The sequence below is a fragment of the Nocardia sp. NPDC058518 genome (genome assembly GCF_042719655.1).
GTDB lineage: Bacteria > Actinomycetota > Actinomycetes > Mycobacteriales > Mycobacteriaceae > Nocardia.
Genome location: NZ_JBHXNJ010000004.1, coordinates 145,290 through 170,769, shown reverse-complemented (window position 1 = coordinate 170,769; position 25,480 = coordinate 145,290). Strand labels below are relative to the sequence as shown.

Here is a 25,480-nt window from a genome sequence, read left to right as displayed (position 1 = left end):
CAGCCGCCGGTGTTTCGGCATACTGGACCGCGTGACTTCTGATCTGAGTGCTCCCTCCGGAATTGATCTGTCCTTCCGCGATCAAGATGTGCGGGTGCAGGACGATCTGTTCGCGCATGTCAACGGGCAGTGGTTGGCCGGGTACGAGATCCCGGCCGACCGGGCCGTGGACGGTGCGTTCCGCACGTTGTACGACCAGGCCGAGCTCGATGTGCAGGCGATCATCACCGACAGTGCCTCCGGTGCGGCCGACGATGCCGATGCCCGCAAGATCGGGGACCTGTTCTCGAGCTTCATGGACACCGAGGTGGTCGCGGCGGCGGGGTTCTCCCCCATCGCCGATGAGCTGCGCTCGATCGCCGAGGTAGCCGATCCGAGTGCGTTCGCCGCGCTGCTCGGCCGGTTGCAGCGCACCGGTGTTCGCGGCGCGCTCGCCTATTACGTCGACACCGACGACAAGAACTCCACCCGCTACCTCGTGCACGCGACCCAGTCGGGCATCGGGCTGCCCGACGAGTCCTACTACCGCTCCGACGAGTTCGCGGAGATCCGCGACGCCTACATCGCGCACATCGTCAAGATGTTCACCATCGCCGCCGAGGACGCGTCGTTGGAAGGGCTGCTGCCCACTGACCCGGCCGACGCCGCTCGCCGCGTGTTCGAGCTGGAACGCAAACTCGCCGCTGGTCATTGGAATGTCGTACGGCGCCGTGATGCCGAGAAGAGCTACAACCTCACGACTTTCGCCGACCTGGTCGCCGAGAACCCGGAATTCGACTGGGCTGCTTGGGTAGACGGCGTCGCCGAGGGTCTCGACCGTGACGGCGAGGACCTGTTCGCCGAGCTCGTCGTACGTCAGCCCGACTACCTGCGCGCCTTCGCCACCGCGTGGGCCGAGCTACCGCAGGCGGATTGGCAGGCGTGGACGGCGTGGCAGGTGCTGCACGCGCGCGCCGGTTTCCTCACCGACGAGATCGTCGAGGAGTATTTCGACTTCTACGGCCGCACCCTCACCGGCGCCGAGGAGAACCGCGAGCGCTGGAAGCGCGGTGTCTCGCTGGTGCAGGAACTGCTCGGCGAAGCGGTCGGCAAACTGTATGTGGCCCGGCACTTCCCGCCGCAGGCCAAGGCCCGCATGGTCGAGCTGGTGGACAACCTCCAGGAGGCCTACCGCCGCAATATCACCGACCTCGAGTGGATGGGGCCCGACACCCGCGCCGCCGCGCTGACCAAGCTGGAGAAGTTCACCCCCAAGATCGGCTACCCCGACAAGTGGCGTGACTACTCCGCGGTCGAGATCGACGCGGGAGACCTCGTCGGCAACTACCGCCGTGGCTACGCCGCCGACCACGATCGTGACCTGGTCAAACTGGGTGGCGAGGTAGATCGCGGCGAATGGTTCATGACCCCGCAGACCGTGAATGCCTACTACAACCCGGGCATGAACGAGATCGTGTTCCCCGCCGCGATTCTGCAGCCGCCGTTCTTCGACATGAACGCCGACGACGCCGCCAACTACGGCGGCATCGGCGCGGTGATCGGCCACGAGATCGGCCACGGCTTCGACGACCAGGGTGCGAAGTACGACGGCGACGGCAATATGCAGGACTGGTGGACCGACGAGGACCGCGCCGAGTTCGGCAAGCGCACCAAGGCGCTGATCGACCAGTACAACGTGCTCTCCCCGGCCGACCTGGACGACGAGCACACCGTGAACGGCGAGTTCACCATCGGCGAGAACATCGGCGACCTGGGCGGCCTCTCGATCGCTCTTGCCGCCTACAGGATTTCGCTCGACGGCGGGCAAGCCCCGGTCATCGACGATCTCACCGGTCTGCAGCGCGTCTTCTACGGCTGGGCGCAGGTCTGGCGCACCAAGGCGCGTACCGAGGAAGCCATCCGCCGCCTCGCCGTCGACCCGCACTCCCCGCCGGAGTTCCGCTGCAACGCGGTGATCCGCAACATCGACAGCTTCTACGAAGCCTTCGACGTGACCCCCGCCGACAAGCTGTTCCTCGATCCCGCGGAGCGCGTGACGATCTGGTGACGTGCTCGACCCTGCCGGCGAGCAAACCGCCGGTAGGGTCGAAACCGTTGCTCGAGAAGGGGTTCGATCAGTGCTTTATCAGCAAGTAGCCGACGAGGTTTTCACCATCGCCGGCACAGATGTGAACATGGTCCTGCTCCGCGAAGGCCGAGACCTGACGCTGATCGACGCGGGTTGGTACGGCGACGCCGGACTGATCGAAGCCACCATCGCAGCCCTCGGGCACCGCCCCGAGGACATCCGAGCGGTCCTGCTGACCCACGCTCACCTGGACCACGTCGGCGCCCTCAACCACCTCCAGGCGAAGTACGGCATCCCGGCATACACCAGCCCGCTCGAGGTGGCCCACGCCAAGGGCGAAGTCCACGAGTCGGCCACGCCGCTCGACGTCGTCAAACGCCTTACCGACATATCCACCTGCGGCTGGGCCCTGCGCATTACCCGCGCGGGCGGCCTCCGGAAGAACACGGTCCCCCACATCCAGCCCTTCCCGACCGAAGGCCCCCTGGATCTGCCCGGCCGTCCGGTCCCTGTCCCCACCCCGGGACACACCTCAGGACACTCCGCCTTCCACTTCCCGGACGCGGGCGCCGTGGCCACTGGCGACACCCTGGTTACCGCCCACCCCACCTCGAAATTCCATGGCCCCCAGGTACTCCCCAAGTTCTTCAACCACTCGACACCGGATACGGTGCTGGCCCTGCGCGCCCTCGAATCGCTCGCTGCCGATCTGGTCCTCCCCGGCCATGGCGACCCCTTCGCCGAGGGCATCGGCCGAGCCGTCGACCGAGCGCGGGCCCACGCGACCACCAGCCTCACCTGACGACCCCGCGGGAGTAGTGAGCTGGTTACTCTCGTTACAACCGAAAAACGCGAGTAATTCGCGAACTAGTGGCGTTTCCGATAGCGAAAGTACTGCAAGAACTGATGAATTGGCCGGCGCACCGAGTCGAACAGCGACCATGGACCGCGCACGGCGGGCGCGGTTCTCCAGTGGGCCCCATGCCCGAGCAGGTCGCTGTGTCGATTCCCCCGCACATCGCCCGACTCGATTTCGCCACCAGGCGAACGACATCGGCCAGCGAAGCAGCGGCGATCGCAGTGACCCACCTCGAAGCCGGCCAGGGCGACCTGGCTCCCCTGCGCGAATTCCTGCTGCGCAGCGAGGCGGTCGCGTCATCGAGAATCGAGCACATCGACGCCGGTTGGCGAGCATTCAGCAAAGCCTTCGGCGGCGCGACGGCTCATCCCGAAGCCGCGTCACAGGTGGCCGCGGTGCGGGCGCTGACCGGCCTGGTCGACACCGCGGAGAACGGCCAGATCACCGAGGCGGGTCTGCTCAGCGCTCATCGGGTGCTGATCGCCCCGGAGTGGGAGAAGGCCGGGCGCTTCCGCACCGTCCAAACCTGGATCGGCGGCAGTGACTACACACCACTCAACGCGCTCTATGTGCCGCCCCCACCGGAACTCGTGCCCGAACTGGTGGCCGACTTGCTGGCCTTCGTCGCACGCGGTGACCTGCCGATCCTCGTGCAGGCCGCGCTCGCGCACGCGCAGTTCGTGTCGATCCACCCGTTCGTCGGTGGCAACGGCCGGATCGGCCGCGCCCTGGTGACCGCCATCCTGCGCCGGCGCGGCCTGACCGACCGGGTGACCGTCCCCTTCTCCTCGGTGATGCTCGCCGACACGTCGCGCTACTTCGCCCAACTGGCCGCCTACCGGACCGGCGCCGCCGAGGAATTCGTCGTTTACCTCGCGCTCGCCGCGGTGTACGCGAGCGAAGCCTCGATCGACTCGGCCCGCGCACTCACCGCGCTCCCCGCTGGCTGGCGCGACAGAGCCCGCCCCCGCGCCGGCTCCGCCGATGAGGCACTCCTGGCGAACCTGCTCGAGCATCCGATCCTCACGATCGCCGGAGCGAACGCCATCACCACGACAACGGACTCGGCCACCTACCGAGCGCTGGATCGACTCGCCGACGCGGGCATCCTCGAAGTCGTCTCCGACTCCAAACGAAACCGCATCTGGGCCGCGACCGACATCTTCGCCGAACTCGGCGCCCTCAACGCGGCGATCGGTCGACGCACCGCGGCGGGCTTGTCCTAGCGCAAGCGCAGTTCGGTGTCGGCGTCGAAGAAGAAGATCTCGTCGGGCTTGGGACGCAGATGCAGGGTTTCGCCGAGGGTGGTCTGGAAGCGCCGGTCCACCCGGACGACGATCTTGCCGGAGCGGGTGGACCAGTCGGTGCCCGCGCCGTGGGTGTAGACGAACGATTCGGCGCCCAGTTCCTCGAGTAGTTCGGCGACGACGGTGATCCCGGCGGGATCGGTGGTGACTTCCCAGGATTCGGGGCGGATGCCTAGAACCGCGCGAGCACCGGAAATAGTGCGGGGAACCGGGATTCGCAGACCGTCCAGGACGGCCTCGCCGTCGACCACGGGCGCTTCGAGCAGGTTCATGCCGGGCGAACCGATGAACCCGGCGACGAAGGTGTTCAACGGGTTGTCGTAAAGCTCACGCGGAGAAGCGATCTGCTGCAAAGTGCCGTCGCGAAGCACCGCGACCCGGTGGCCCATCGTCATGGCCTCGACCTGGTCGTGCGTGACGTAGACCGTGGTGGTGCCGAGACGCTGCTGCAACGCGGCGATCTGGGAACGGGTGCTCACCCGCAGCTTCGCGTCCAGGTTGGACAGCGGCTCGTCCATGCAGAACACCTGCGGGCGGCGCACGATGGCGCGGCCCATGGCGACGCGCTGACGCTGGCCGCCGGAGAGCTTGGCCGGTTTGCGGTCGAGCAGCGGCTCGAGTTCGAGCATCGCCGCGGCTTCCTTCACCCGAACCAGTGTGTCGGACTTCGACATTCCCGCGTTGCGCAGCGCGAAGCCCATGTTCTCGGCGACGGTCATGTTCGGGTACAGCGCGTAGCTCTGGAACACCATCGCCACGTCGCGGGCGCGCGGCGGCAGGTCGGTGACATCGCGCTCACCGATCCGGATGGTGCCGGCCTCGACCGATTCCAGCCCGGCCAGCATGCGCAGGCTCGTCGACTTGCCGCAGCCGGAAGGGCCGACCAGCACGAGGAATTCACCATCGGCGATGTCGATGTCGAGTGCGTCGACGGCGGGGGCGTCGGCGCCGGGGTAGCGATGGGTCACACCGTCGAACTGCACTGTCGCCATGGCGAATTCTCCTAGCGGGGAAAGCGAAACGGGCCGGTGGTCACAACGAACCACCGGCCCGTGGGGGAACTACTTGGGCAGCTTGGGCGTGATCTGCCGATCGATGATCGCCTGCACGTCGGCGGCCACCTTCGCGAGAACCGTTGCCGGATCGGCGTTCTGGAGACCGATCTGCTCGTAGCCGGTGCCGATGATCTGATCGGCGCCGGGCACGAACACTCGCGCGTAGTCCTGCGACTTAGCTACCGCGAGCTGGTCGATGGCGACCTTGGAGTTGGGGTTCTTCGCCAGGAAGTCGATCTCGCTCGGGTCGGTCACGGCTGACTTGCGCACCGGCATATAGCCCGTGTTCTGCGTGAAGTACGCCGTGTTGGCAGCGTTGGTGATGAACTCGATGAACTTGAGCGCGTTGACCTTTCGCGTGTCCGAGATCCGCGACGGAATCGCCAGACCGGCGCCGCCGGTGGTGACGCCGGGACCGTTCGGGTGCGGCAGGAACGCGGTGCCGACCTCGAACTTGCCGTCGGCGTTCTTCTTGATGCCCTTGAGGTCGCCGGTGGAGGCGATGGTCGAGGCGGCGACGCCGGTGCCGAAGTCGACCGCGATCTGCGGGCGGATGGCGGCGTACTTCTTGACGTTGATCGATTCACGCAGGTAGGTGGCCGCGGCGATCGAGCCCGGATCGGTGAACTTCAGCTTCCACTGATCGGAGTAGGCGCCGCCGAAGGTCCAGTTCGGGCCCTGGAAGGTCCAGCCGAGGTAGTTCTTGGCGTCGCCCCAAGCGTGCGCGAACTTGTCGGCGCCGACGAGGGACTGCAGCTTCGGGCCCCACTCGTCGAATTCCTGCCAGGAGTTCGGGCCGCGGTCGGGCAGGCCTGCCTTCGCCCAGACGTCCTTGTTGTAGTAGAACAGCGGCGTCGAGCGGGCATACGGCAGCGCGTAGTGCTTGCCGTCGAACAGGTAGTCGGCGACGAGCGAGTCGACGTAGTCGCCCAGCTGCACACCGGCGGCACCGAAGTGCCCGTCGAGCGGCTCGATGGCCTTGCTCAGCGCGTAGTTGAACCACCAGACATCCGACAGCACAACGACATCGGGCAGTTCACCACCGGTGAGCGCGGCATTGAACTTCTGCGCCACCTCCTCGTAGTTCTTGCCCGCGTCGACCAGGTTCACCTTCAGATCGGGGTCCTTTGCCTGGAAGCGGTTGATCAGCTCCAGCTCCAGCTCCTTGGAGGTGCCGGGGTGATTGGACCAGAAGGTGATGGTGTCGGCGTCGCCGGAATCGCCGGATCCGCCACCGGTGCCCGCGCACGCGGTCAGGGCTGCGGCAGCGGCAACGCCGCCGGTCAGGCCGAGGAAGCCACGGCGACTCAACGCCGGGAATCGTGAGTTGGACACTGGCGAACTCCTGTTCGAGATTTAACCCTTGACCGCACCGGAGGTGAGGCCCTTGATCATGTGACGTTGCAGGACAAGGAAGACGATGAGGATCGGCAGCATCGTGAGCACGGTGCCCGCCATCACCGGCCCCCAGTTGGTGACGCTGGGGTTCTCGGTGTTCTGCAGCAGGGTCAGGCCGACCGGCAGCGTCGCGACATCGGCGGAATCGGCCATCAGGAACGGCCAGAGGTACTCGTTCCACTCGTTGACCAGCGTCACCACCGCGAACGCCACCATCGTCGGCCCCGACATCGGCAGCACCACCTTGGTGAGCAGCCGCCACCAGTTCGCGCCGTCCATCCGCGCCGCCTCGATGACCTCACCGGGCAGCGACAGAAAGTGGTTACGCATCAGGAAGGTGCCGAAGGCGACGCCGCAGAGCGGAATGATGATGCCCTGGAAGGTGTTTCGCCAGCCGAGCTGCGCGATGAACGCGTAGTTGGAGATCACCGTGATCTGGTTGGGCACCATCAGCGCCGCGATGATCACCAGGAACACGATGTTCTTGCCGGGGAAGCGCAGGAACACCAGCCCGTACGCGCTGAACACACCGAGCGCGAACTTCACCGCCGACACCACGCTGGTGACGATCAGCGAGTTACGCAGGAACGTCCAGAACGGCACCGTGGTGGTGGCGTGGCTGTAGTTCTCCGGACGCCAGCTGTGCGGCCAGTAGACCGCGGGCTGGGTGTAGATGTCGGAGCGGTCCTTGAGCGAGGTGATCAGGATCCAGAACAGCGGGACCCCGACGATGATCAGCACGCACACCATCGCCGCGTAGCCGAGCAGGGTGACGGCGCGTTCGCGGCGCCGGTACGAAAGTGTCTCTGGGCCTATGTGTTTCATCGCTCGCCTCGGTCCATCACGCGCACCTGGATCAACGTGACCACCAGCAGCACCACGAACATGATCGTGGCCACGGTGGCGCCGTAGCCGGCCCGGAAGTTGCGGAACGACTCCTCGTACACCTGGAACACCATCGTCGTCGTGCCGTTGCCGAGCGGTCCGCCGCGCGTCATCACATTGATGATGTCGAAGACCTGTAGCGAGTTGAGCAACACGGTGATCGACAGGAAGAATGTTGTCGGACGTAGTTGTGGCAGAAGGACTTTCGTGAATCGGGTCCAACTGCTCGCGCCATCCATTTCGGCCGCTTCGAGCAATTCGGCGCGCACACCTTGCAGCGCGGCCAGATAGATCACGAAGGCATAGCCGAGGTTCTTCCAGATGTAGGTGAGCGTCACCATGAACAGGGCCCAGTCCGGGTCCTGATAGAAATCCGGCACATTGTCGACGCCGAGCCGGTGCAGAACGTCTTGTACCAGACCGAAACTCGGATCGAAGATGAATTGAAAAGCTACGCCGATCGCCGCGCCCGAAATAACGAATGGCGCGAAAATAGCCGAGCGGACTACATTGCGCCCGAACAGTTTTCGATCGAGCAGCATGGCGAGCGCGAGACCGAGCGCCATACTCACCACGACCGCGGCCACGGTGAAGATCACCGTATTGCTGACGACCTTCCATGAGTCGTCGCGCTGCCACCATTCGATGTAGTTGTCGAACCCGACCGAATTCGCCACCGGATCGGCGATGTTCCAGTCGGTGAACGACAGCCGGATGTTATCGGCAAGCGGCCGGTAAACGAACAGGGTGAGCAGCGCCAGGTTCGGCACCACGAGTACCACGAACAGCGCGTAGTCCTGCCACCGGCGGCTTCTCCCGGGGAGCACCCGCTCTGGACTCTTTCGCACCGCGGCAGCTTTACGGCGCACGGCGAACCGTTGGTTAACCCTGCCCGCCGATTCTCTGAACATCGGGCGCACAGCACCGATTACAGCAAAACCCGAACAGCACGACCTCGAAAGATCGTATTGTTCGGGTTTTGTTCAGCGGGTTTTGTTCAGTGCCTCAGTTCCAGTCGCCGAGACCGTCACCCGCGCTGAGGGTTCCGCCCTTGGTGCCGGTGACGACCACGGCGTCACCGCGACGGGTGTTCTCCAGGAACCACTTTCCGTCCTCGGTGCTCACATTGAGGCAGCCGTGGCTGGCATTGGAGTAGCCCTGCTGACCGACCGACCACGGGGCGGCGTGCACGAAGATGCCGCTGTTGGACAGGCGGGTCGCGTATTGGACCTCGAGCTTGTAGCCCTCGGGATCGGTGACCGGCACGCCGTACGTCGACGAGTCCATCGTCATCTTCTCGAGCCGCTCGCCCACGATGTAGGTGCCGTTGGGGGTCTCGTAGCCGGGCTTGCCGAGCGAGGTCGGCATCTCGCGCACGACCTCACCGTTGATCGTCACGACGATCATCTTGGTGGCGTCGTCCACGGTGGCGACGAACGCGTCACCGATGTGGAACGAGCTGGTGGTGCCACCCGCGACCACGGTCACATTGGTGTTGGCGGGCCAGAACTCGGCGGGCTTCCAGCGGACCTGCTTGCTGGAGGTCCAGTAGAAGTAGCCCGGCGCGTTCGTGCTCGAGGTGACCTTGATGGCCCGCTCGGCGGCGGCGCGGTCTTCGACCGGTTCCTGGAAGGTGATGATGATCGGCTGCGCGACGCCGACGGTCTCGCCGTCGGCGATGTTGATGTTCGGCGGCGCGAAGGGTGCCTGCTGCGCGGGCTCGTTCACCGCGGGCTGGCTGGAACCGCCGCCGAAGAACGGCAGATTCGGCTGAGCCTGCGCGGGCACGGCGATCAACGCGCCGGTCGCTGCGATCGCTGCCGACAGCAGCAGACCCCGGCGAAGCCAGTGCGATTGCTGCGTATTTGCCTCGTAGTGCATAGGTTTCTCGTCCATTCCATCTCTCGTTCCGCGTGCGGCGGCGCGAGATCTACTCAGTGACGCTCGTTCTCTTTGACGCAGAGGCCGCAACGGGTCTCTACGGGGTAACGACTTCCCCGACCCTGACCCTCCATTACTACCCGCACCAGGTGACCAGGTGCCAGCCGTGTTGAGTGGTGATAACAGACCCGCAACTATGTGCGGTGCGTCACATAACGCGCTGTTATTCATCGGCTTCCGCCAAACGCCGCGCTCACAGCGGCGAGTCGATAGCGGTGCGCGCGAACAGCGGGGAAGCACATGGGTGTGACTCCCAAACGCCACGTGAGGCAGATCACCCGGTCCGTGTGAAGTGGATCGCCCGATCCGGCGCGGTCGCGATATTGCGGGGCACCGTGCGGGGTCGACGGCCGAGTGCCAGTGCGGGCTCGAGGGTCAACCGGACCTCGGTCAGCAGCGTCGCGAGCACGATCCGCAGCTCGTGGTCGGCCAGCGTCGAGCCGATGCATCGCCGGTGACCACCGCCGAACGGCGCGAACTCGAACGGGGTGACCGTGCGATCGAGGAATCGGTCGGGGTGGAACAGGTGCGGTGCGGGCCAGGTAGACGGCTGGCGGTGGAGTGCGTCCACGGCAAGGCCGATGGTGGCGCCCGCCGCCACGTCGACTCCGCGCCAGCGCAACGGCTCCTTCAGGGTGCGCAACACGATCGGTACCGGGGGGTGCAGGCGCAGGGTTTCCTGGCAGACGGCGTCGAGCAGCGGTAGTCGGGCCTGTTCGGCGGGGTCATCGCCCGCGGTGGGTAGCTCGGCGAGCAGGCGGGTGAGCAGGCCGGGTTCGCGGTGCAGGTGGTAGAGCGCCCAGGTCAGGGTGGTCGCGGTGGTTTCGTGGCCCGCGACCAGCAGGGTGCGTAGCTGTTCGCACAGTTCGGTGTCGGTGGGGCTGGTGCCGTCGTCGTAGCGGGTGGTGAGGAGGAGGTCGAGCAGGTCGCCGCCGGCGGGGCCGGTGCGGCGGCGCCGGGTGATGTCGGCCAGGAGCAGCTCGTCCAGCCGCGCTCGTGCCGCGGTGAACCGCTCCCACGGACCGAAACCACCTATGCCACGGCGTAATACGGGCGCCACCATGAGTGGGGTGGTGAACGCGGTGAGGAAATCGGTCACCACACCGCCGTATTCGGCCTCGCGATCGGATTCGGACCCGAACACCGCGGCGAGGATGACCCGCAGGGTGATGGTGCGCGCGGCCCTGAGCGAATCGATCCGAGTGCCGATCCGCCAGGGACCATCCGCGCCACAACGGATCTCGTTCAGCGTCGCGTTCCGGATCACCTTCTCCAGCGACCGCACCCGCGCACCGTGCAACGCGGGCGCCAGCAGCGCGCGATCCGTGCGATGCCGTGTTCCCGAACTGAGAATCAGCGACGCTGCCCCGACCATCGGCTCGATCGGATTGGGCCGCGGTGGCTCGAGCAGTGCGACCGGCGCCCGGAACAATTCGCGCGCCCCCTCGGCCGTTCCGGTGAACAGCACCGCCGGAAACCCGGGGAACCCGACCGCGAACGGATCACTGCGGGCAGCGCGTCGTCGCAGGTAGCCGCCGAAATCCCGCCCCGCGGCGACGCCGTGCAGCAACGACAGGCGCGGCGCGGCGGGCGCGGGGTTCGGCGAACTCATGTCCTTTACTACGGCGAGCTCCTCCCGGTGGTTCGATCAGGAACGGGCCGTGCGTACGGTCCCCTGGGCGATCGCCGCCAGCTTGGCCAGCCGTGCGTCACCGAGCGCCGTGACGGCCCCGCCCAGCCGATTGGTGACGAACGCGATCGACATCCCGAGATCGGGATCGGCATACGCCCCGGAGCCGCCGACACCGTAGTGGCCGAAGGCATTTCGCGGTTGCTGCTTGGTCATCAATACCGGCCGGTGATAGCCGAGGGTGAATCGCAGCGGTAGTCCGAGGACATAGTCGCGGCTGCTGGTCTGCTGGGTCCGGTTGATCGTCTCGATCGTCTCCGGCCGCAGGAACCGCACCTGGCCCACCTGCCCACCGTTGGCGAGCGCCCCGTACATCCTGGCCAGCGCCCGCGCCGAGAACACACCGTTCCAGCCGGGCATCACCGCATCGTGCACCCGTGGGTCGCGGACGAGCTCGTCGAAACTCTCCGGCATCCCCGCCTCGGCCAGCCCGCGCGCGGGCCGCACCCACGACAGCACCGACGACGCGGTGTTCCACCGGATCCCCGGTGGCGCCAGATGCGGAAAGATCTTCGCGATCCGGTACCGCTCGCCCGGCGGCACCTGGAACCAGAACTCGTCGATTCCCAAGGGCTGCGCCACTTCTCGACGCAAGACCTCGGTGAACGGATCGCCGGTCACCCGCTGCACGATCTCGGCGACAAGCCAGCCGAAGGTGATCGCGTGATAGCCGGAGGTGCGGATGCGGCGCGGGTCGGCGGGGCTCTCGGCGAGCGCGGTCACCACCGCGTCGTAGTCGAGAATGCCCTCGCGACCTGGCACCAGCCCGCGCACCCGGTGCAGGCCCGCGCGATGGGACAGCACGTCACGCACGGTGATGTCGTCCTTGCCGTGCGCCCCGAACTCCGGCCAGTAGGTGGCCACCGGCTCCTCGTAATCGAGGAGCCCGCGCTCGGCCAGCCGATGCAGCACGGTGGTGGCGACGCCCTTGCCGGTGGAGAAGGTGAGCGCGACGTTCTCGCCGGTCCAGCGCTGATCCTTGGCCGCCCAGCCCGCCCAGATATCGACGACCGGGCTGCCGTCCAGATAGATGGCCAGCGCACCGCCACCGCGACTCGGCTGGGCGAACATCCCGAAGAAATGATCGGCGAGGCGGATGAAGCGCGGATCGACCACCATCTGCCGTGGCGCCGCGAAATCGCCGGTCGGTACTGGTGCCGAGGTACTCACGATGACCTCCTGATACACGATCGGGGGCCTGCGCCGCACGTGGCGACCGGAATCCCAAGGGTATCGCAGTGACCCGGCTATCGGACTGGAGTCGACGGGGGTGGCTCCGGTGGTGTATTCACAATGGGTGTTTGCAGATTTGCCAATCGGCCGGCTCGTCGGCGCGATCGCCATCACCGTGACCGCGTTCGTCTCGACCGGTTGCGGAGGCACCATCGACGGCTACGCCCAGCCTGCGATCGATGTCGTCCCCGCGACCAGTAGCGCGACGCCGACCACCAAGCCGGGCAAGTCGACCACCACCAAGCCGGCGCCCACGTCGAGCAAGGGCGGCAAGACCGACTTCCAGGCCAATATCGGCGACTGCGTGTCGCTCGGCGGCACCGTCAACGACGCGACGATCGAGAAGGCCGCGTGCGGTAGCCGCTCGTCGAACTACAAGGTCATCGGCAAGGCCAAGACCAGCAACGGCTGCGTCGGCGACCGCGACAACTTCTACGCCGAGACGCTCAACGGCATCGAGACCGGCGCGCTGTGCCTCGACATCGACTGGGTCATCGGCGGCTGCATCGACGTGGGCGGCGACGAACCCAAGCGCATCGAGTGCAGCGAGGGCGGGACCGAACCCGTCAAGGTGATCACGATCAACAAGAACTCCGACAGCGTCGACGACTGCCCCGATGCCGCCGATTCGGGCTTCAAATACGCCGAGCGCCGCGTCGTCGTCTGCGTGGAGAGCCTGTAGTTCCGACGAAAGACGCCGGTGGCGGCTAGTTTGGGGTGGTGCCCCAGACGGTTCGGCTGAACTCGGCCACGGGCCGGTGGATTCTGCTCGCCACCATCCTCGGCTCCTCGATGGCGTCGCTGGACGCCACCGTCGTCTCCGTGGCGCTGCCACGCATCGGCGAATCGCTGCACACCGATGTCGCCGGATTGCAGTGGACCGTGAACGGGTACACCCTCACGCTCGCCTCGTTCATCCTGCTCGGCGGTTCGCTCGGTGACCGGCTCGGCCGACGTCGCGTATTCATCTGGGGGATCATCGGATTCGCGATCACCTCGCTGTTGTGCGCGGCCGCGGTGAATATCGAGATGCTCGTCGGCGCGCGGCTGCTGCAGGGCGTGGCGGGCGCGCTGCTCACGCCCGGGAGTCTGGCGCTGATCTCGGCGTCGATCGATCGCCGCGATCAGGGCAGTGCGATCGGACTGTGGTCCGGTCTCGGCGGGGTGGCCGGTGCGTTCGGGCCGTTGCTCGGTGGTGGGCTGATCGACCTGGTCGGCTGGCGGGCGATCTTCCTGCTCAATGTGCCGCTGGCGCTGGTGGTCGCCGTTGTCGCGATCAAGACCGTGCCGGAGAGCCGCGATCCGCAGGCGCCCGCCCGGATCGACGTGCCGGGTGCGGTGATCGTCGCCCTCGGGCTCGGTGCCCTCACACTGGGACTCATCGATTCCCGGGTCGTGCTGGTCGCGGTCGGGGTGGCCGCGCTGGTGTGTTTCGTGCTGGTGGAACTGCGCAGCCCGAATCCGCTGGTCCCGCCGTCGCTGTTCCGGTCTCGGGTGTTCACGGCGGCGAATCTGGTGACGTTGCTGGTGTACGCGGCGCTCGGTGGTGTGTTCTTCCTGCTGGTGCTGCAATTGCAGCTGGTCGCCGGGTACTCGCCGATGGCGTCGGGCGCCGCGGGACTGCCTGTCACGCTGCTGATGCTGGTGCTCTCGGCACCCGCCGGACGGTGGGCGCAGCGGCACGGGCCGCGGATTCCGATGACGATCGGTCCGCTGCTGGCCGCAGGCGGGGTGTTCGCGCTGCAGCGCATCGGACCCGGCGCGGACTATCTCACCGATGTGCTGCCCGGTGTGTTCGTCTTCGGGCTCGGGCTTTCGGTGCTGGTAGCGCCGTTGACCGGCGCGGTGCTCGCCGCGGTGCGCGAGGGCGAGGCGGGCATCGCTTCCGGGGTGAACAACGCCGTGGCGCGAACGGCACAGCTACTCGCGGTGGCGGCGTTGCCCGGTCTGGCCGGGTTGTCCGGTGCGTTCGACAATCCGGTCGCCTTCGCCGCGGGCTTCGACACCGCGATGCGCTGGTGCGCGCTGCTGCTCCTGCTCGGCGCCGGTATCGCCGCGGTCCTGCTTCGCGTGCCGCGTCAGCCGCCACAGCCCGAACGCGTCGACTGCCTGCCGCACTGCGCGGGCGCCGATGGACCCGCGCTCGCACCGAAATCGCTTGCCGCTCAGGACCTATAGAAAGAGCGGGCCGCGTGGACAACCACGCGACCCGCTCGACATCCGGGGAGTACAGGCGAGGAACTAGATCGGGTGGAAACCCGAACCCACGCCACCGCGGGCGTTGATGTCGTCCATGATCGAGTTCATATTCGTCCCGACCTCGGGCCCGAAGCAGGCCACAGCCAGATAGGCGTTCACCATGCCGACCAGGGTCGAGCCGACGACGACCGGCGCGCCGGAATCGCCCTCGACCACGCACATCTGCGACCAGGTCTCGGTATTGGTGGCGAAGACGTCGCCCCAGGTGATGCCGCAGGTGTTGCCGGTGGTCCGGCCTTCCTTACAGACGATCGTCGGGAACTGCGCGGGCCCGCCGACACCGGTGATGGTGACGTTGCCGATCCGGTTGACCGGGGTGATCCGGCCGGGCGTGAACTCGATGACCGCGTAGTCGAGTTCGGAATTGCTGTGTACGAACCGGCCGATCTCGCCGTAGCCGCGATCGACCTCCGCGCTGACGGTGGCCCCGGCGTCGCCGCAGTGACCCGCTGTCAGGCCGACCAGCCTGCCTGCGCCGTCGTACCCGACCGTGGTGACGGTGCACTCGAACGCGTTGTCGATCACGATTCCGGAGCCGCCGCCGATCACCGGGGGGCCTGCTTGCGCGTTGGCCGCACCGGTGCCGAGCAGAGCTGCACCGAGGGCAAGAGCGAAGGCGGCGTTGGCCACCTTGGCGAGTTTGCTGAACATGTCCCTCCAGATGTCGGAAGTTCGCACGATATCAATACGGTCTGTCTATCGTGCCTGTATTCGGTCCCGGGCGCGCCTCCGGACCGGTGCGTTTGCTGGGCGAGTCGCCCGCGCCTCCAGTCCGTCGCCGTCATAGCGATTCCCTATTGCAATCTTGCCGCAGCGCGTCGTTCGTGTTTCTCGCGTGATGTGTTCGGATAATTCGGCGAGGACTTCGTTATGAATGACAAAGTTCCGCAATATTCCTTTACCGCGACCGCTGGTACTGGGAAACCATGTAGGAAAAGGCCTTCGCGCGTAATCCCGGGAATCCCGGAATATCGGACTGTAGGGTCCGTCATGGCCGGTCTCATAGCCGTTTTGGACAGTGACCTCTATCTATGACAGCGCTCACATGTCGGTGATGTGTTCTGCGCTACTCCGTAGTAAGGTGCGTCAAGCAAACAAGTCGCCGGGGCGTTGAGGGTCCGGCGTCGAGAGGGGTTATGCAGTGCAGTCGACCGAGAGTCCGCCCACACGTTCACGAGCCAGTGAGGCTGTCGACTGGACGAAGGGCCTTTGGGACGACCATCCGAAGAAGTCGCTGGAAACCTTCGGTCGACAGATCACGATGGGTATCGAAGCGATCACGGAGTTGTTCGTCGCGATCTTCCGTCGGCGTTTTCCTTTCGATGAGTTCATCCGTCAGTCCGCGTTCATGGCCAGCGTCGCCGCGGCGCCGACACTGCTGGTCGCCATCCCGATCGCGGTGATCGTCTCCATCCAGGTCGGCGCGGTCGCGGGTCAGGTCGGTGCCACTTCGTTCATCGGTGCGGCCAACGGCCTCGGCATCATTCAGCAGGGCGCCCCACTGGTCACCGCGCTGATGATCGCGGGTGCCGTCGGTTCGGCCATCTGCGCCGACCTCGGCTCGCGCACCATCCGTGAAGAGATCGACGCGATGAAGGTCATGGGTGTCGACCCGCTGCGCCGCCTGGTGGCTCCCCGCCTCGGCGCCGCGATGCTGGTCAGCTTCCTGCTCTGCGGCTTCGTCGTCTTCGTCGGCTTCCTCACCGGCTACATGTTCAACATCTTCGCCCAGGGCGGTACACCCGGCTCCTACATGAGCACCTTCGCCTCGTTCGCGGTCACCCGCGACCTGGCGGTGGCGCTGTTGAAGTCGGTGCTGTTCGGTCTGATCGCCTCGATCATCGCTTGCGACTGTGGGCTCAATGCTCGCGGCGGCCCCGGTGGTGTCGCCAACGCGGTGAACTCCGCGGTGGTGAGCTCCACCGTCATGCTGCTCGGTGTCAACGTGGCGATCACCCAGATCTACGCCGCAGTCTTCCCCCCACAGGTGGTCTGAGCCATGTCATCTACATACGTACCTCCGCTACTGCGGCCGATCCGGTCGCTGCAGAAAGCCAGCAAGGCGCCCGGCGACCTGCTCGCCCGCCTCGGCCACCAGGTCTTCTTCTTCCTGCGCTCGGTCGGCTCCATCCCGCTGGCCTTCAAGCAGTACCCGAAGGAGGTCTGGCGTCTGCTCTCCGACGTCACCTGGGGTAACGGCAATATCGTCGTCGGTGGTGGCACCATCGGCGTCATCCTGATCATCAGTGCCTTCGGCGGGATGACGGTGGCCATTCAGGGCCACACCTCGCTGAACCTGCTCGGGCTCAGCCCCATCACGGGCGCGATCTCGGCCTTCGCCACCACCCGCGAGCTCGGCCCGCTGCTGGCGGCATTGGCCTTCGCCGCCCAGGCGGGCTGTCGATTCACCGCACAGCTGGGCGCCATGCGCATCTCCGAGGAGATCGACGCGCTCGAATCGGTGGCGATTCGCCCGCTGCCCTACCTGGTCAGCACCAGGATGATGGCCGCGGTGATGGCGATCGTGCCGCTGTACGCCGTGGGTCTGACGATGGCGTACCTGGCCTGCTCGGTCACCGTGCAGTTGATCGGCGGTACCGCATCGGGCACCTACTCGCACTACTTCTTCCAATTCCTGGTGCCGACGGACGTGCTCTACTCCCTGCTCAAGGTGATCGTCTTCGTCATGATCACGACGTTCATCCAGTGCTACTACGGCTTCTTCGCCTCGGGCGGTCCCGAAGGCGTCGGCGTGGCGGCCGGCCGCGCGATCAAGATGTGCATCATCCTGGTCGTGTTCGCAGACCTCCTCATGACATTGGCGATCTGGGGCATCAACCCCGGCATCAGGATCTCGGGGTAAGCGCGCGATGATCATCGATCCGAGTGGGCGCGGTCCCACCATGAAGCAGTTGTACGTGGCCGGTACCGCCGGTCTGATCGTGTTCGGCATCGTCCTCGTTTTCCTCACGGCCAGGTACCAGGGCTACTTCGTACCCAAGGTCAATGTGGTCGCGAACCTGTCGACCACCGGTGACGGCCTGCCGTCGGATGCCGACGTGAAGTTCCGCGGCGTGCTCGTCGGCGTGGTGAAGAACGTCGAGATCGGCAAGAACGCTGAGCAGAAGGTGAACATCGAGCTCAAGCCCGAGTTCGCCGACGGCATCCCGAACACCGTCACCGCACGCGTCGTGCCGTCCAACCTGTTCGCGGTCACCTCCGTGGAGCTGGTCTACAACGGCGCGAACAGCCAGCACCTGAAGGAAGGTTCGCAGATCCCCGAGGACCGCAGCCAGGGCACGATCGCGCTGCAGGACACGCTCACCACGGTGCGCGACATCCTCAACGAGGTCGACCCGGTGCAGCTCGGCCGCGTGCTCGGTTCGCTCACCCAGGCGCTCGACGGCAGCGGCCGGGTCCCCGGCTCGACCATCCAGCGCCTCGACCACTGGCTGACCACGGTCGCCGATGCAGGCCCGAACCTGGGCGGCATGCTCGACAACTTCTCCAACTCGGCGCACGCACTCAACCAGTCGGCGCCGGAACTGCTCAACGTGCTCGGCTCCTCGGTGCAGACCGCGAACACCATCGCCACCAAGCGTGAACAGCTGATCGCGCTGCTGGCCGGTGCGAGCGCCACCACCGATCGGGTGAACGACCTGTTCGCATCGAATCCCGATGTGGGCAAGGAAGTCACGGTCGGCATGAACGCCACCCTCGGTGCGCTGGCCGCCGACCCCGCGTCGATCACCAAGACCTTCCAGGTCTTCGGTCCCTCGCTGGCCCAGCTCAACACCACCTTCCACGGTGGCCCGAGCGGCAAGCAGATGGTGTGGAACGCCGGCCTCACGCTGACGCCGTACCAGCCCAACACCGTCGCCGACTGCCCGCGCTACGGCGACCTGCTCGGACCCAGCTGCTTCACCGCACCGGCCGAGGCCGCCCCGCCGGTGATCCCGGACAACCTGCGTCCGCGCAGGCTCGACACGGCCGCGGGCCTCCCGCCGCTGGTGTCGATCCCGGGCATGCCCGACATCCCGGGTCTCACCAGTCCCGGTGTCTCGCCGATGCACACGGCCAACGGCACCGAGATCAAGCCGTTCCAGGGCACCCCGCTCGAGGGCCTCGTCCCATCGATCCAGATTCCGGGTCTGCCCGGTCTGGGTGGCGCGCCCGCTCCCGCGGCTCCGGCCGCGGCGCCCGCTCCGGCGACGGTGCCTGCCGCCACACCGATCTCCTACTCCGGTGACGCGGCGATGACTCAGCTGCTCGGTCGCAAGCCGAACGCGTCCGAATATCTGCTGCTCGGTCCGATTTTGAAGGGCGGAACCCTGCAAGTGTCCGAAAACGGGGGTGGCGCATGAGTATCCGCAAGCCACTGATCGGGTTCAGTATCTTCGCGCTCGTGTCACTGCTCGTCACCGTGGTCGTGTGGAACACACTGGCCCGCACGGTCGACGGTGACACCCGCAAGTACACCGCGATCTTCACTGACGTCCTCGGGCTGCGGCCCGGCGACGATGTCCGGATGGCCGGCGTGCGCGTCGGCAAGGTCGAGAAGATCGAGCTCGACGGCAAGAACGACGCCAAGGTGTCGTTCATCGTGCAGAGCGACCAGACACTGTTCAACGACACCAAGGCCCTGGTCAGGTACCAGAACCTGATCGGTCAGCGCTACGTCGCGCTGACCCCGGGCGCGGCACCGAGCCCGGAGCCGCTCAAGAGCGGTTCCACCATTCCGCTCGACCGCACCGAGCCCTCGTTCGATATCTCGGCCCTGCTCAACGGTTTCCAGCCGCTGTTCCAGGCGCTCGAGCCCGCCGAGGTCAACGCGATGTCGGAGACCCTGATCCAGGCGCTGCAGGGCGATGGGGTTTCGCTGTCGGCGTTCATCATTCAGGCGGCCCAGCTGGCCACCGATTTCCAGCGTCGCGACGCGATCTTGTCCGACGTGATCACCAACCTGTCCGGTGTGATGGCCGGGTTGGCAAAGCGAGGGGATGAATTGGAGACCCTGATTACCCAGACCAGGGCGTTGATCGGTGGGCTCTACGACCAGGGGCAGTCGCTGCAGGCTTCCACGGTCACCCTCGCCGATTCGACGACCGCCTTGGTCGGGATGATGACCAAGATCCAGCCCAAGCTCGCGGCGACCCAGAACTCGACTACCGCGGCGCTGAATCTGCTGCTGGCCAACGGCGCCAAGCTCGACCAGGTCGCGATCGACATGCCGTCCATGCTCGCCGACCTCGGCCGGATGACATCGGAAGGCACCCACGCCAACGCCTACCTGTGTGGTCTGGATATCTCGCTGTACGGGGTTCTGTTCCCGCGCGGTCTGTTCAGCCAGATCGGTGGCAACGGCCATTCCGAGGTGTGCAGATGAGCAAGATCAAGTCAGCCTTCGTCGGTAACCGCAACTTCTGGCTGGGTGTGGTCGGTGCGCTGTGCATCGTGCTGCTGCTGGTCGGTTCGAGCATCTTCCAGTTCATCGGGCTCGGAAAACAGTCCATCGACGCGGAATTCGTGCAGGCCGCGGGCATCAAGACCGGCGACAAGGTCGCGGTCTCGGGTGTGCAGGTCGGCACGGTCTCCGGTGCGAAGATCGAGGGCGACCACGTGGTGATCACCCTCGACGTGGACAGTTCGCTGAAGCTCGGTCCCGACGCGCACGCCGCGATCAAGATGGCGACCCTGCTCGGCGCACGCTACGTCGACCTGCAGCCCGGCGACGGATCGGGTCTGAAGAACAAGACGATCCCGCGCAGCAACACCGACGTGCCGTACGACATCGCCGATGTGGTCCAGGTCGGGACGCCGAAGTTCCAAGCGCTCGACACCAAGAAGCTCGCCGCCTCGCTCAACACCATCAACTCCCAGCTCGGTGATTCGCCGGAGCTGGTTGCCCAGGCGCTCGACAGCGTCGGCGCGGTCGCCAAGGTCGTCGACCAGCGCAAGGGTGAGGTCGACAGCCTGATCAAGGACCTCAACCGGGTCACGCAGCTGCTCGCCGACAACCGCAACTCGATCCTGCTCGTCATCACCCAGGGCGAGGCCATCGCCAACCGGGTGATGGAACGGCAGAGTCTGCTGCGCCAGCTGCTGGACAACGTCGCCACGCTGACCCGTCAGCTGGAGGAGATCGGCGCTCAGAACGGCGACCAGTTCGGCGGGACCATCAGCCAGCTCAACACCATGGCCGAGGGCCTGCAGAAGAACAAGGACAATCTCGACAAGCTGCTGCAGATCGGTCAGCCCACCGCGCGCTACTTCAACAACGCGCTCGGCAACGGCAACTACGGTTCGGTCGCACTGCCGTGGGTGTTCCCCGACAACTGGCTGTGCTTCGTTCAGGTGATCCAGGGGTGCCAAGGATGAAACTGACCAACAAGCTCCGCATCGCGCGGACGATGATGATCGCCACCACCGCGCTGGCGCTGGGTAGCTGCTCGCTGCTGCCGAGCCAGTTCGACGACGCGCTCGGCCGCTCGACCAAGATCACCGCCGACTTCGAGAACATCGCAGGCATGTACGAGGGCAACGAGATCATGGTGCTCGGCCTCGCGGTGGGCAAGGTCGACAAGATCGTGCCGAAGGGCACCTACGTCGAGGTCCACATGACCATCGACGCGGGCGTCAAGATCCCGAAGGAAGCGATCGCCGCGATCATCTCGCCCTCGATCGTCACCGACCGGCACATCGAGGTGAGCCCGCCCTTCACCGGCGGTGAGGCGCTGAAGTCCGGCGATCACCTGCCCAAGGCGCGCACCAGGACGCCGGTCGAGCTGGACACGATGATCAAGACCATCGACCAGTTCGCCGCCGCGCTGAAGCCCGAACCCGGCCAGGAGGGTCTCGGCCCGCTGTCGGGCCGGGTGCTCTACCCGGTGCTCAACGGCAACGGCCAGAAGATCAGGGAAACCCTCGACGCGCTCTCCGGCGCGCTGAAGGTCGGTGTCGACAACAAGGACGCCATCGCCAACATCATCATCAAGCTCAACGAGCTGACGACGATGCTGGCCGACAACGACCAGTCGGTGCGCGACTTCAGCGACCGGATGACCGCCATGTCGGGGCTGCTCGCCGAGCAGGCACCCGGTCTGCAGGCCACCCTCGACCAGCTCAACCAGTTCCTGAACAACACCTCGACGACTTTCGCCGGGCATCAGGAAGAACTGGCCGCCTCGCTCACCGGCCTGACCACCGTCACCAACCAGTTGCGTGCCAACTCGGGCGCGATGGTCGAGATCGTCGACGTGGTGCCGCTGCTCATGCAGAACATCGACGGCGCCATCAACAAGGAAAAGGGCTTCGTCCGCCTGCAAGCGTTGATCGGCACCGCCCTCTCGGGCGAAATCGTCAGCGTGTTCTGTGAGCGGATCCAGATGCGGGCCGATGGTTGCCGCTCCGGAAACGTCCAGGATTTCGGCCCCGACTACGGGCTCACCGCCGCACTGCTCGGACTGACGAAATGAACCAGCGAATGACGATGAAGGCCCGCCGCGCGCTGCTCTCCGCAGCCGCATTGGCCACGGTCACGATCACGACCGGCTGTGGCTTCACCGTGGAGGATCTGCCGCTGCCGAAGCCGGGCACCGGCGGCGAGACCTACACCTTGCACGCGAAGTTCGAGAACGCCCTCAACCTGCCTGACCAGGCCAAGGTGAAGGTCGGTGGTTCTGATGTCGGCGTCGTGACGTCGATCAAGACCAAGAACTTCGAGGCCGTCGTCGACATGGAGATCAACACCGACTTCAAGGTGCCGAAGGGCAGTACCGCGGAGTTGCGCCAGGCCACCCCCCTCGGTGACGTCTTCATCTCGCTGAACCAGCCGAAGAACATCACGAGCGCGGAGACCCTGCCCGCGGGCGCGACCCTCGGTCTTGACGCCACCTCGGCCGGTGCCACGGTGGAAGAGCTGCTGATCTCGGTGTCGATGCTGTTCAACGGTGGCGGTGTCGCCAGCCTGAGCAGGCTCGGTACCGAACTCGGCTCGATCCTCAACGGGCACGGCGGTGAGCTGGGGCATCTGATCTACGAGATGACCGGCGTCATCGGCGAACTGAACGCCAACAGCACCAAGGTCGACTCGGTGCTCACGGAGTTCAACACCCTCGCCAACACCATCGAGGCCAACAAGGGCCAGCTCGGCCAGGTGGCCGACACCCTCCCCCAGGCCATCGGCGCGATCGCCGAGAACAACCGGGCGATCGGTGATCTGCTCACCAAACTGGCCACGGCCACCGCGGCCATCGGTGACTACTCCAACACCACAGGTGACCAGCTCTCCGATCTGCTCACCAATCTCGACAACCTGATGAACGCGCTGGCCGCGACCGGCAACGACTTCGGTTATGTGATGGATCAGTTGCACGCGATCCGGCCGGGCGCCAACCAGACGTTCAAGGGTAAGAGCCTGGCGCCGTACGCGACGCTGACCAATCTCGATGTGGGCCTGCTGACCGACCCGGCGAACAGCAAGCTCTGGGACATGAAAGATGTGAACGATTTCGTCGGCAGCTTCATTCAGGTGCTGCAGGTCGTTCAGGGCCGAGTGGGAGGCCACCGATGAGCAGGCTGAAGAAGTTCGCGAGCAGCAAGATCTTGCTGGCGAACAGCGCGCTCGTAGTCGTGCTGTTGCTCGGTGGGACGTACCTGCTGGTCAACGTGATGCGGGTCAATCCGCTGCGGTCCGAGTACGACGTCACCGTCAACCTGGACCGCTCCGGCGGTCTGCAGCCGGGCAACGACGTGACCATGCGCGGATTCCGGATCGGCAAGGTCACCTCGATCGAACTGATCAACGACGGCGAGGCGATCGCCGCCAAGGCGCGGATCGACAAGGACTTCAAGATCCCGGTCGACACCATGATCCAGGTGGCGGCGCTGTCGGCGGCGGGCGAGCAGTACATCGACTTCCGTCCGAAGAGCGATGTCGGCCCGTTCCTCAGTGACGGTGCGGTGATCAAGTACAGCCCGGAGCAGATCCAGACGCCGGTTCCGGTGTGGGCCGTACTCGACGACACGAGCGCGCTGATCGGCTCGGTGGATCCCAAGCAGTTCAGCGTCATCCTCGACGAGCTCGACATCGCGCTCGGTGCCGGTCCCGACCAGCTGCGCAGCCTGATCAACGGCGTCAGCCTGGTGGTCGCGGGTCTGGACAACCTGCTGCCGCAGACGGTGAACCTCATCGCCAACCTGCGGGTGATCGCCGAGACCACCTCGAACGCCCAGCCCGATCTGCAGACGCTCACCAGCAATTCGGGTGCGCTGCTCACGCAGTTCAACAACGCCAACGCCGAGCTGCAGAGCGTGCTCGACAACGCGCCGGCTCAGTTCGAAACCCTTGGCGCGGTGCTGGATTCGACGGCCGATCCGATCAGTTCGCTGGCGGCCAACTTCGTGGCCATCACCAGGGCGGCGCAGTTGCGTACGCCTGCCATGCGGCTGCTGTTCCCGTCGTTGGCGCTGGGTCTCGGGTCCATCAGCGCCCCGGCGCACGACGGCGAATTCCACACCATCATCGACATCTGGCCACGTCCGACGTGTAACTACGACACCGAGTACCGGCGCAACGAAGAGGTACAGGACGGCAGCATTCCGAAGTGGAATTACTGCACCAACCCGACCTCTGACCTGCAGATCCGTGGTTCGGCCAATGCCCCCCGCCCGAACGTGCCGAACAACGGCGCGCAGATGCCTCCCGGTGTCGACCCGAACGAGCGGACACCTATTCCCGCCAAGTGAGTTGATGCCCGGCCAGGCTGTTCACAGCTCGACCGGGCATACTCGCGGGGAAGACGTGTGGCCCGGCTCACGGGCCATGTACTCAGAAATCGGTGCGATATGTGCGCCGGGAAAGAGCAGGATTGATTCGATGACCAGCGACGATGCCCAGAGTAAGTCCGATGGTGCCGCGGCAGACAAGCCCGATCTGGCCAAGGCCGACGACACCGTGAAGGGTGCGGCGGCGACTCCCGAGGTCGATCAGCCCACTGTCAAAGCACAGACCGTGACCGAGGCGCCGGCTCCGGCCGCTGCCCCGAGCGCGGCATCGAGCTCGACGGGCTGGATCGCCGCAGGTGTGGCCGGTGTGGTCGCAGTCGGCGCGATCACCGCGGGTGTGGTGTTCTTCCTGCAGAACAACAACAAGGCCGAGAAGCTCGACGCCATCGCCGAGTCCACCAAGGCCGCCTGTGACTACGGCGCCATCCTGGCCAACTACGACTACTCCAAGGATCTCGACGGCTACATCGCGTCGATGAAGGCGGGCGCCACCGGCGACTACCTCAAGGAGTTCAGCGATGCCAGCGAGGCGCTCAAGGGCGCCATGGTGCAGGCCCAGGTCAAGTCGACCGGCGAAGACGTGCAGTGCGCTTACATGTCGGGCAGCACCGACGACGTCAAGGCCATGGTCACCATGACCCAGTACCGCACCAACTTCACCCAGACCCAGCCCGACCGGATGATGTTCGCGATCGAGATGAGCCTCGAGCGTTCCGGCGACAAGTGGCTGGTCAGCAAGCTGGACTCGCCGCTGCTCAAGAACGGCGGCGGCGGTGCTGCCGGCGGTACGGCACCCGGTCAGGCGGTTCCGGCCCCTGCCCCGGCTCCCGCGCCCGCCCCGACACCGGGGAACTGAGCACCGGGAACTGAGCCAACCGAAACGCCGCGGGGGCGTTGAAACCCCCCCGGCGGTTGGTTTTGGGGGCCCCCCCCGGGCCCCCCCCCCCAGAAAAGGGTGTGTAGGGTGGGTGTTTAAAAAAAAACAGCCCCCCCGGACAA

The 25,480-nt window shown here is 65.9% G+C and carries 22 protein-coding genes; 14 read left to right on the top strand and 8 right to left on the bottom strand.

All coding sequences use genetic code 11. The annotated features are described in order from the left end of the window. Nucleotides 1-31 precede the first annotated feature (31 nt). From ACFWPX_RS09815 to ACFWPX_RS09805, 3 genes are all read left to right on the top strand, one after another. Complete coding sequence (locus ACFWPX_RS09815) at nucleotides 32-2,047, top strand: M13 family metallopeptidase (RefSeq protein WP_378927072.1); 2,016 nt, start codon at nucleotides 32-34, stop codon at nucleotides 2,045-2,047. Nucleotides 2,048-2,117: 70 nt separating this feature from the next. Then, the gene (locus ACFWPX_RS09810) at nucleotides 2,118-2,870 is read left to right on the top strand and encodes an MBL fold metallo-hydrolase (RefSeq protein ID WP_378927071.1); all 753 of its coding nucleotides are present in this window, start codon (nucleotides 2,118-2,120) and stop codon (nucleotides 2,868-2,870) included. Nucleotides 2,871-2,974: 104 nt separating this feature from the next. Further along, the gene (locus ACFWPX_RS09805) at nucleotides 2,975-4,153 is read left to right on the top strand and encodes a Fic family protein (RefSeq protein ID WP_378927070.1); all 1,179 of its coding nucleotides are present in this window, start codon (nucleotides 2,975-2,977) and stop codon (nucleotides 4,151-4,153) included. On the opposite strand, the gene ACFWPX_RS09800 is transcribed toward ACFWPX_RS09805, so the two are convergent. The 7 genes from ACFWPX_RS09800 to ACFWPX_RS09770 form a co-directional block, all read right to left on the bottom strand. Further along, the gene (locus tag ACFWPX_RS09800; protein WP_378927069.1) at nucleotides 4,150-5,226 is read right to left on the bottom strand and encodes an ABC transporter ATP-binding protein; all 1,077 of its coding nucleotides are present in this window, start codon (nucleotides 5,224-5,226) and stop codon (nucleotides 4,150-4,152) included. The two genes, ACFWPX_RS09805 and ACFWPX_RS09800, sit on opposite strands and share 4 nt — an antisense overlap. A 69-nt stretch (nucleotides 5,227-5,295) precedes the next feature. Next, nucleotides 5,296-6,624, bottom strand: coding sequence for an ABC transporter substrate-binding protein (locus ACFWPX_RS09795; protein WP_378927068.1), 1,329 nt, complete (start codon nucleotides 6,622-6,624; stop codon nucleotides 5,296-5,298). Between the two features lie 21 nt (nucleotides 6,625-6,645). Then, entirely contained in the window at nucleotides 6,646-7,512 is an 867-nt protein-coding gene (locus tag ACFWPX_RS09790) for a carbohydrate ABC transporter permease (protein ID WP_378927067.1), read from the bottom strand. Next, nucleotides 7,509-8,420, bottom strand: coding sequence for a carbohydrate ABC transporter permease (locus tag ACFWPX_RS09785; protein WP_378927065.1), 912 nt, complete (start codon nucleotides 8,418-8,420; stop codon nucleotides 7,509-7,511). The genes ACFWPX_RS09790 and ACFWPX_RS09785 overlap by 4 nt, the downstream gene beginning before the upstream one ends. Before the next feature lie 157 nt (nucleotides 8,421-8,577). Continuing rightward, the gene (locus ACFWPX_RS09780) at nucleotides 8,578-9,468 is read right to left on the bottom strand and encodes a L,D-transpeptidase (protein ID WP_378927064.1); all 891 of its coding nucleotides are present in this window, start codon (nucleotides 9,466-9,468) and stop codon (nucleotides 8,578-8,580) included. A gap of 319 nt (nucleotides 9,469-9,787) precedes the next feature. Continuing rightward, on the bottom strand, nucleotides 9,788-11,125 hold the full coding sequence (locus ACFWPX_RS09775) for a cytochrome P450 (protein WP_378927062.1): 1,338 nt from the start codon (nucleotides 11,123-11,125) through the stop codon (nucleotides 9,788-9,790). Nucleotides 11,126-11,161: 36 nt separating this feature from the next. Then, on the bottom strand, nucleotides 11,162-12,322 hold the full coding sequence (locus ACFWPX_RS09770; protein ID WP_378922073.1) for a serine hydrolase domain-containing protein: 1,161 nt from the start codon (nucleotides 12,320-12,322) through the stop codon (nucleotides 11,162-11,164). 151 nt (nucleotides 12,323-12,473) lie between these two features. On the opposite strand from ACFWPX_RS09770, the gene ACFWPX_RS09765 reads away from it, so the two are divergent. After that, nucleotides 12,474-13,118 carry a hypothetical protein gene (locus ACFWPX_RS09765; protein ID WP_378927061.1) on the top strand — a complete coding sequence of 215 codons (645 nt, stop codon included), beginning with the start codon at nucleotides 12,474-12,476 and terminating at the stop codon, nucleotides 13,116-13,118. 35 nt (nucleotides 13,119-13,153) lie between these two features. Then, nucleotides 13,154-14,614: an MFS transporter gene (locus ACFWPX_RS09760; protein ID WP_378927060.1), complete on the top strand. Its 1,461-nt coding sequence runs from the start codon at nucleotides 13,154-13,156 to the stop codon at nucleotides 14,612-14,614. 63 nt (nucleotides 14,615-14,677) lie between these two features. Here the strand turns inward: ACFWPX_RS09760 and ACFWPX_RS09755 are convergent, their stop codons facing one another. After that, nucleotides 14,678-15,346 (bottom strand): S1 family peptidase, encoded by a 669-nt coding sequence (locus ACFWPX_RS09755; protein ID WP_378922009.1) that lies wholly within the window; start codon nucleotides 15,344-15,346, stop codon nucleotides 14,678-14,680. A gap of 490 nt (nucleotides 15,347-15,836) precedes the next feature. On the opposite strand from ACFWPX_RS09755, the gene ACFWPX_RS09750 reads away from it, so the two are divergent. The 9 genes from ACFWPX_RS09750 to ACFWPX_RS09710 all read left to right on the top strand — a co-directional run bounded on the left by ACFWPX_RS09750 (nucleotide 15,837) and on the right by ACFWPX_RS09710 (nucleotide 25,337). Next, complete coding sequence (locus tag ACFWPX_RS09750) at nucleotides 15,837-16,691, top strand: MlaE family ABC transporter permease (protein ID WP_378922007.1); 855 nt, start codon at nucleotides 15,837-15,839, stop codon at nucleotides 16,689-16,691. 3 nt (nucleotides 16,692-16,694) lie between these two features. After that, nucleotides 16,695-17,558 carry an MlaE family ABC transporter permease gene (locus tag ACFWPX_RS09745; RefSeq protein ID WP_378922005.1) on the top strand — a complete coding sequence of 288 codons (864 nt, stop codon included), beginning with the start codon at nucleotides 16,695-16,697 and terminating at the stop codon, nucleotides 17,556-17,558. Nucleotides 17,559-17,565: 7 nt separating this feature from the next. After that, nucleotides 17,566-19,059, top strand: coding sequence for an MCE family protein (locus ACFWPX_RS09740; RefSeq protein WP_378927058.1), 1,494 nt, complete (start codon nucleotides 17,566-17,568; stop codon nucleotides 19,057-19,059). Then, a complete protein-coding gene (locus ACFWPX_RS09735) occupies nucleotides 19,056-20,081 on the top strand; it encodes an MCE family protein (protein ID WP_378927057.1) in 1,026 nt (341 codons plus the stop codon). The genes ACFWPX_RS09740 and ACFWPX_RS09735 overlap by 4 nt, the downstream gene beginning before the upstream one ends. After that, the gene (locus ACFWPX_RS09730; RefSeq protein WP_378927056.1) at nucleotides 20,078-21,073 is read left to right on the top strand and encodes an MCE family protein; all 996 of its coding nucleotides are present in this window, start codon (nucleotides 20,078-20,080) and stop codon (nucleotides 21,071-21,073) included. Before ACFWPX_RS09735 ends, ACFWPX_RS09730 begins: the two co-directional genes overlap by 4 nt. After that, nucleotides 21,070-22,170, top strand: coding sequence for an MCE family protein (locus tag ACFWPX_RS09725; protein ID WP_378927055.1), 1,101 nt, complete (start codon nucleotides 21,070-21,072; stop codon nucleotides 22,168-22,170). Before ACFWPX_RS09730 ends, ACFWPX_RS09725 begins: the two co-directional genes overlap by 4 nt. A gap of 8 nt (nucleotides 22,171-22,178) precedes the next feature. After that, nucleotides 22,179-23,267: an MCE family protein gene (locus ACFWPX_RS09720; protein ID WP_378927054.1), complete on the top strand. Its 1,089-nt coding sequence runs from the start codon at nucleotides 22,179-22,181 to the stop codon at nucleotides 23,265-23,267. Continuing rightward, on the top strand, nucleotides 23,264-24,442 hold the full coding sequence (locus tag ACFWPX_RS09715; RefSeq protein ID WP_378927053.1) for an MlaD family protein: 1,179 nt from the start codon (nucleotides 23,264-23,266) through the stop codon (nucleotides 24,440-24,442). The genes ACFWPX_RS09720 and ACFWPX_RS09715 overlap by 4 nt, the downstream gene beginning before the upstream one ends. Before the next feature lie 130 nt (nucleotides 24,443-24,572). Continuing rightward, nucleotides 24,573-25,337 carry a hypothetical protein gene (locus ACFWPX_RS09710; RefSeq protein ID WP_378927052.1) on the top strand — a complete coding sequence of 255 codons (765 nt, stop codon included), beginning with the start codon at nucleotides 24,573-24,575 and terminating at the stop codon, nucleotides 25,335-25,337. Nucleotides 25,338-25,480: the final 143 nt, after the last annotated feature.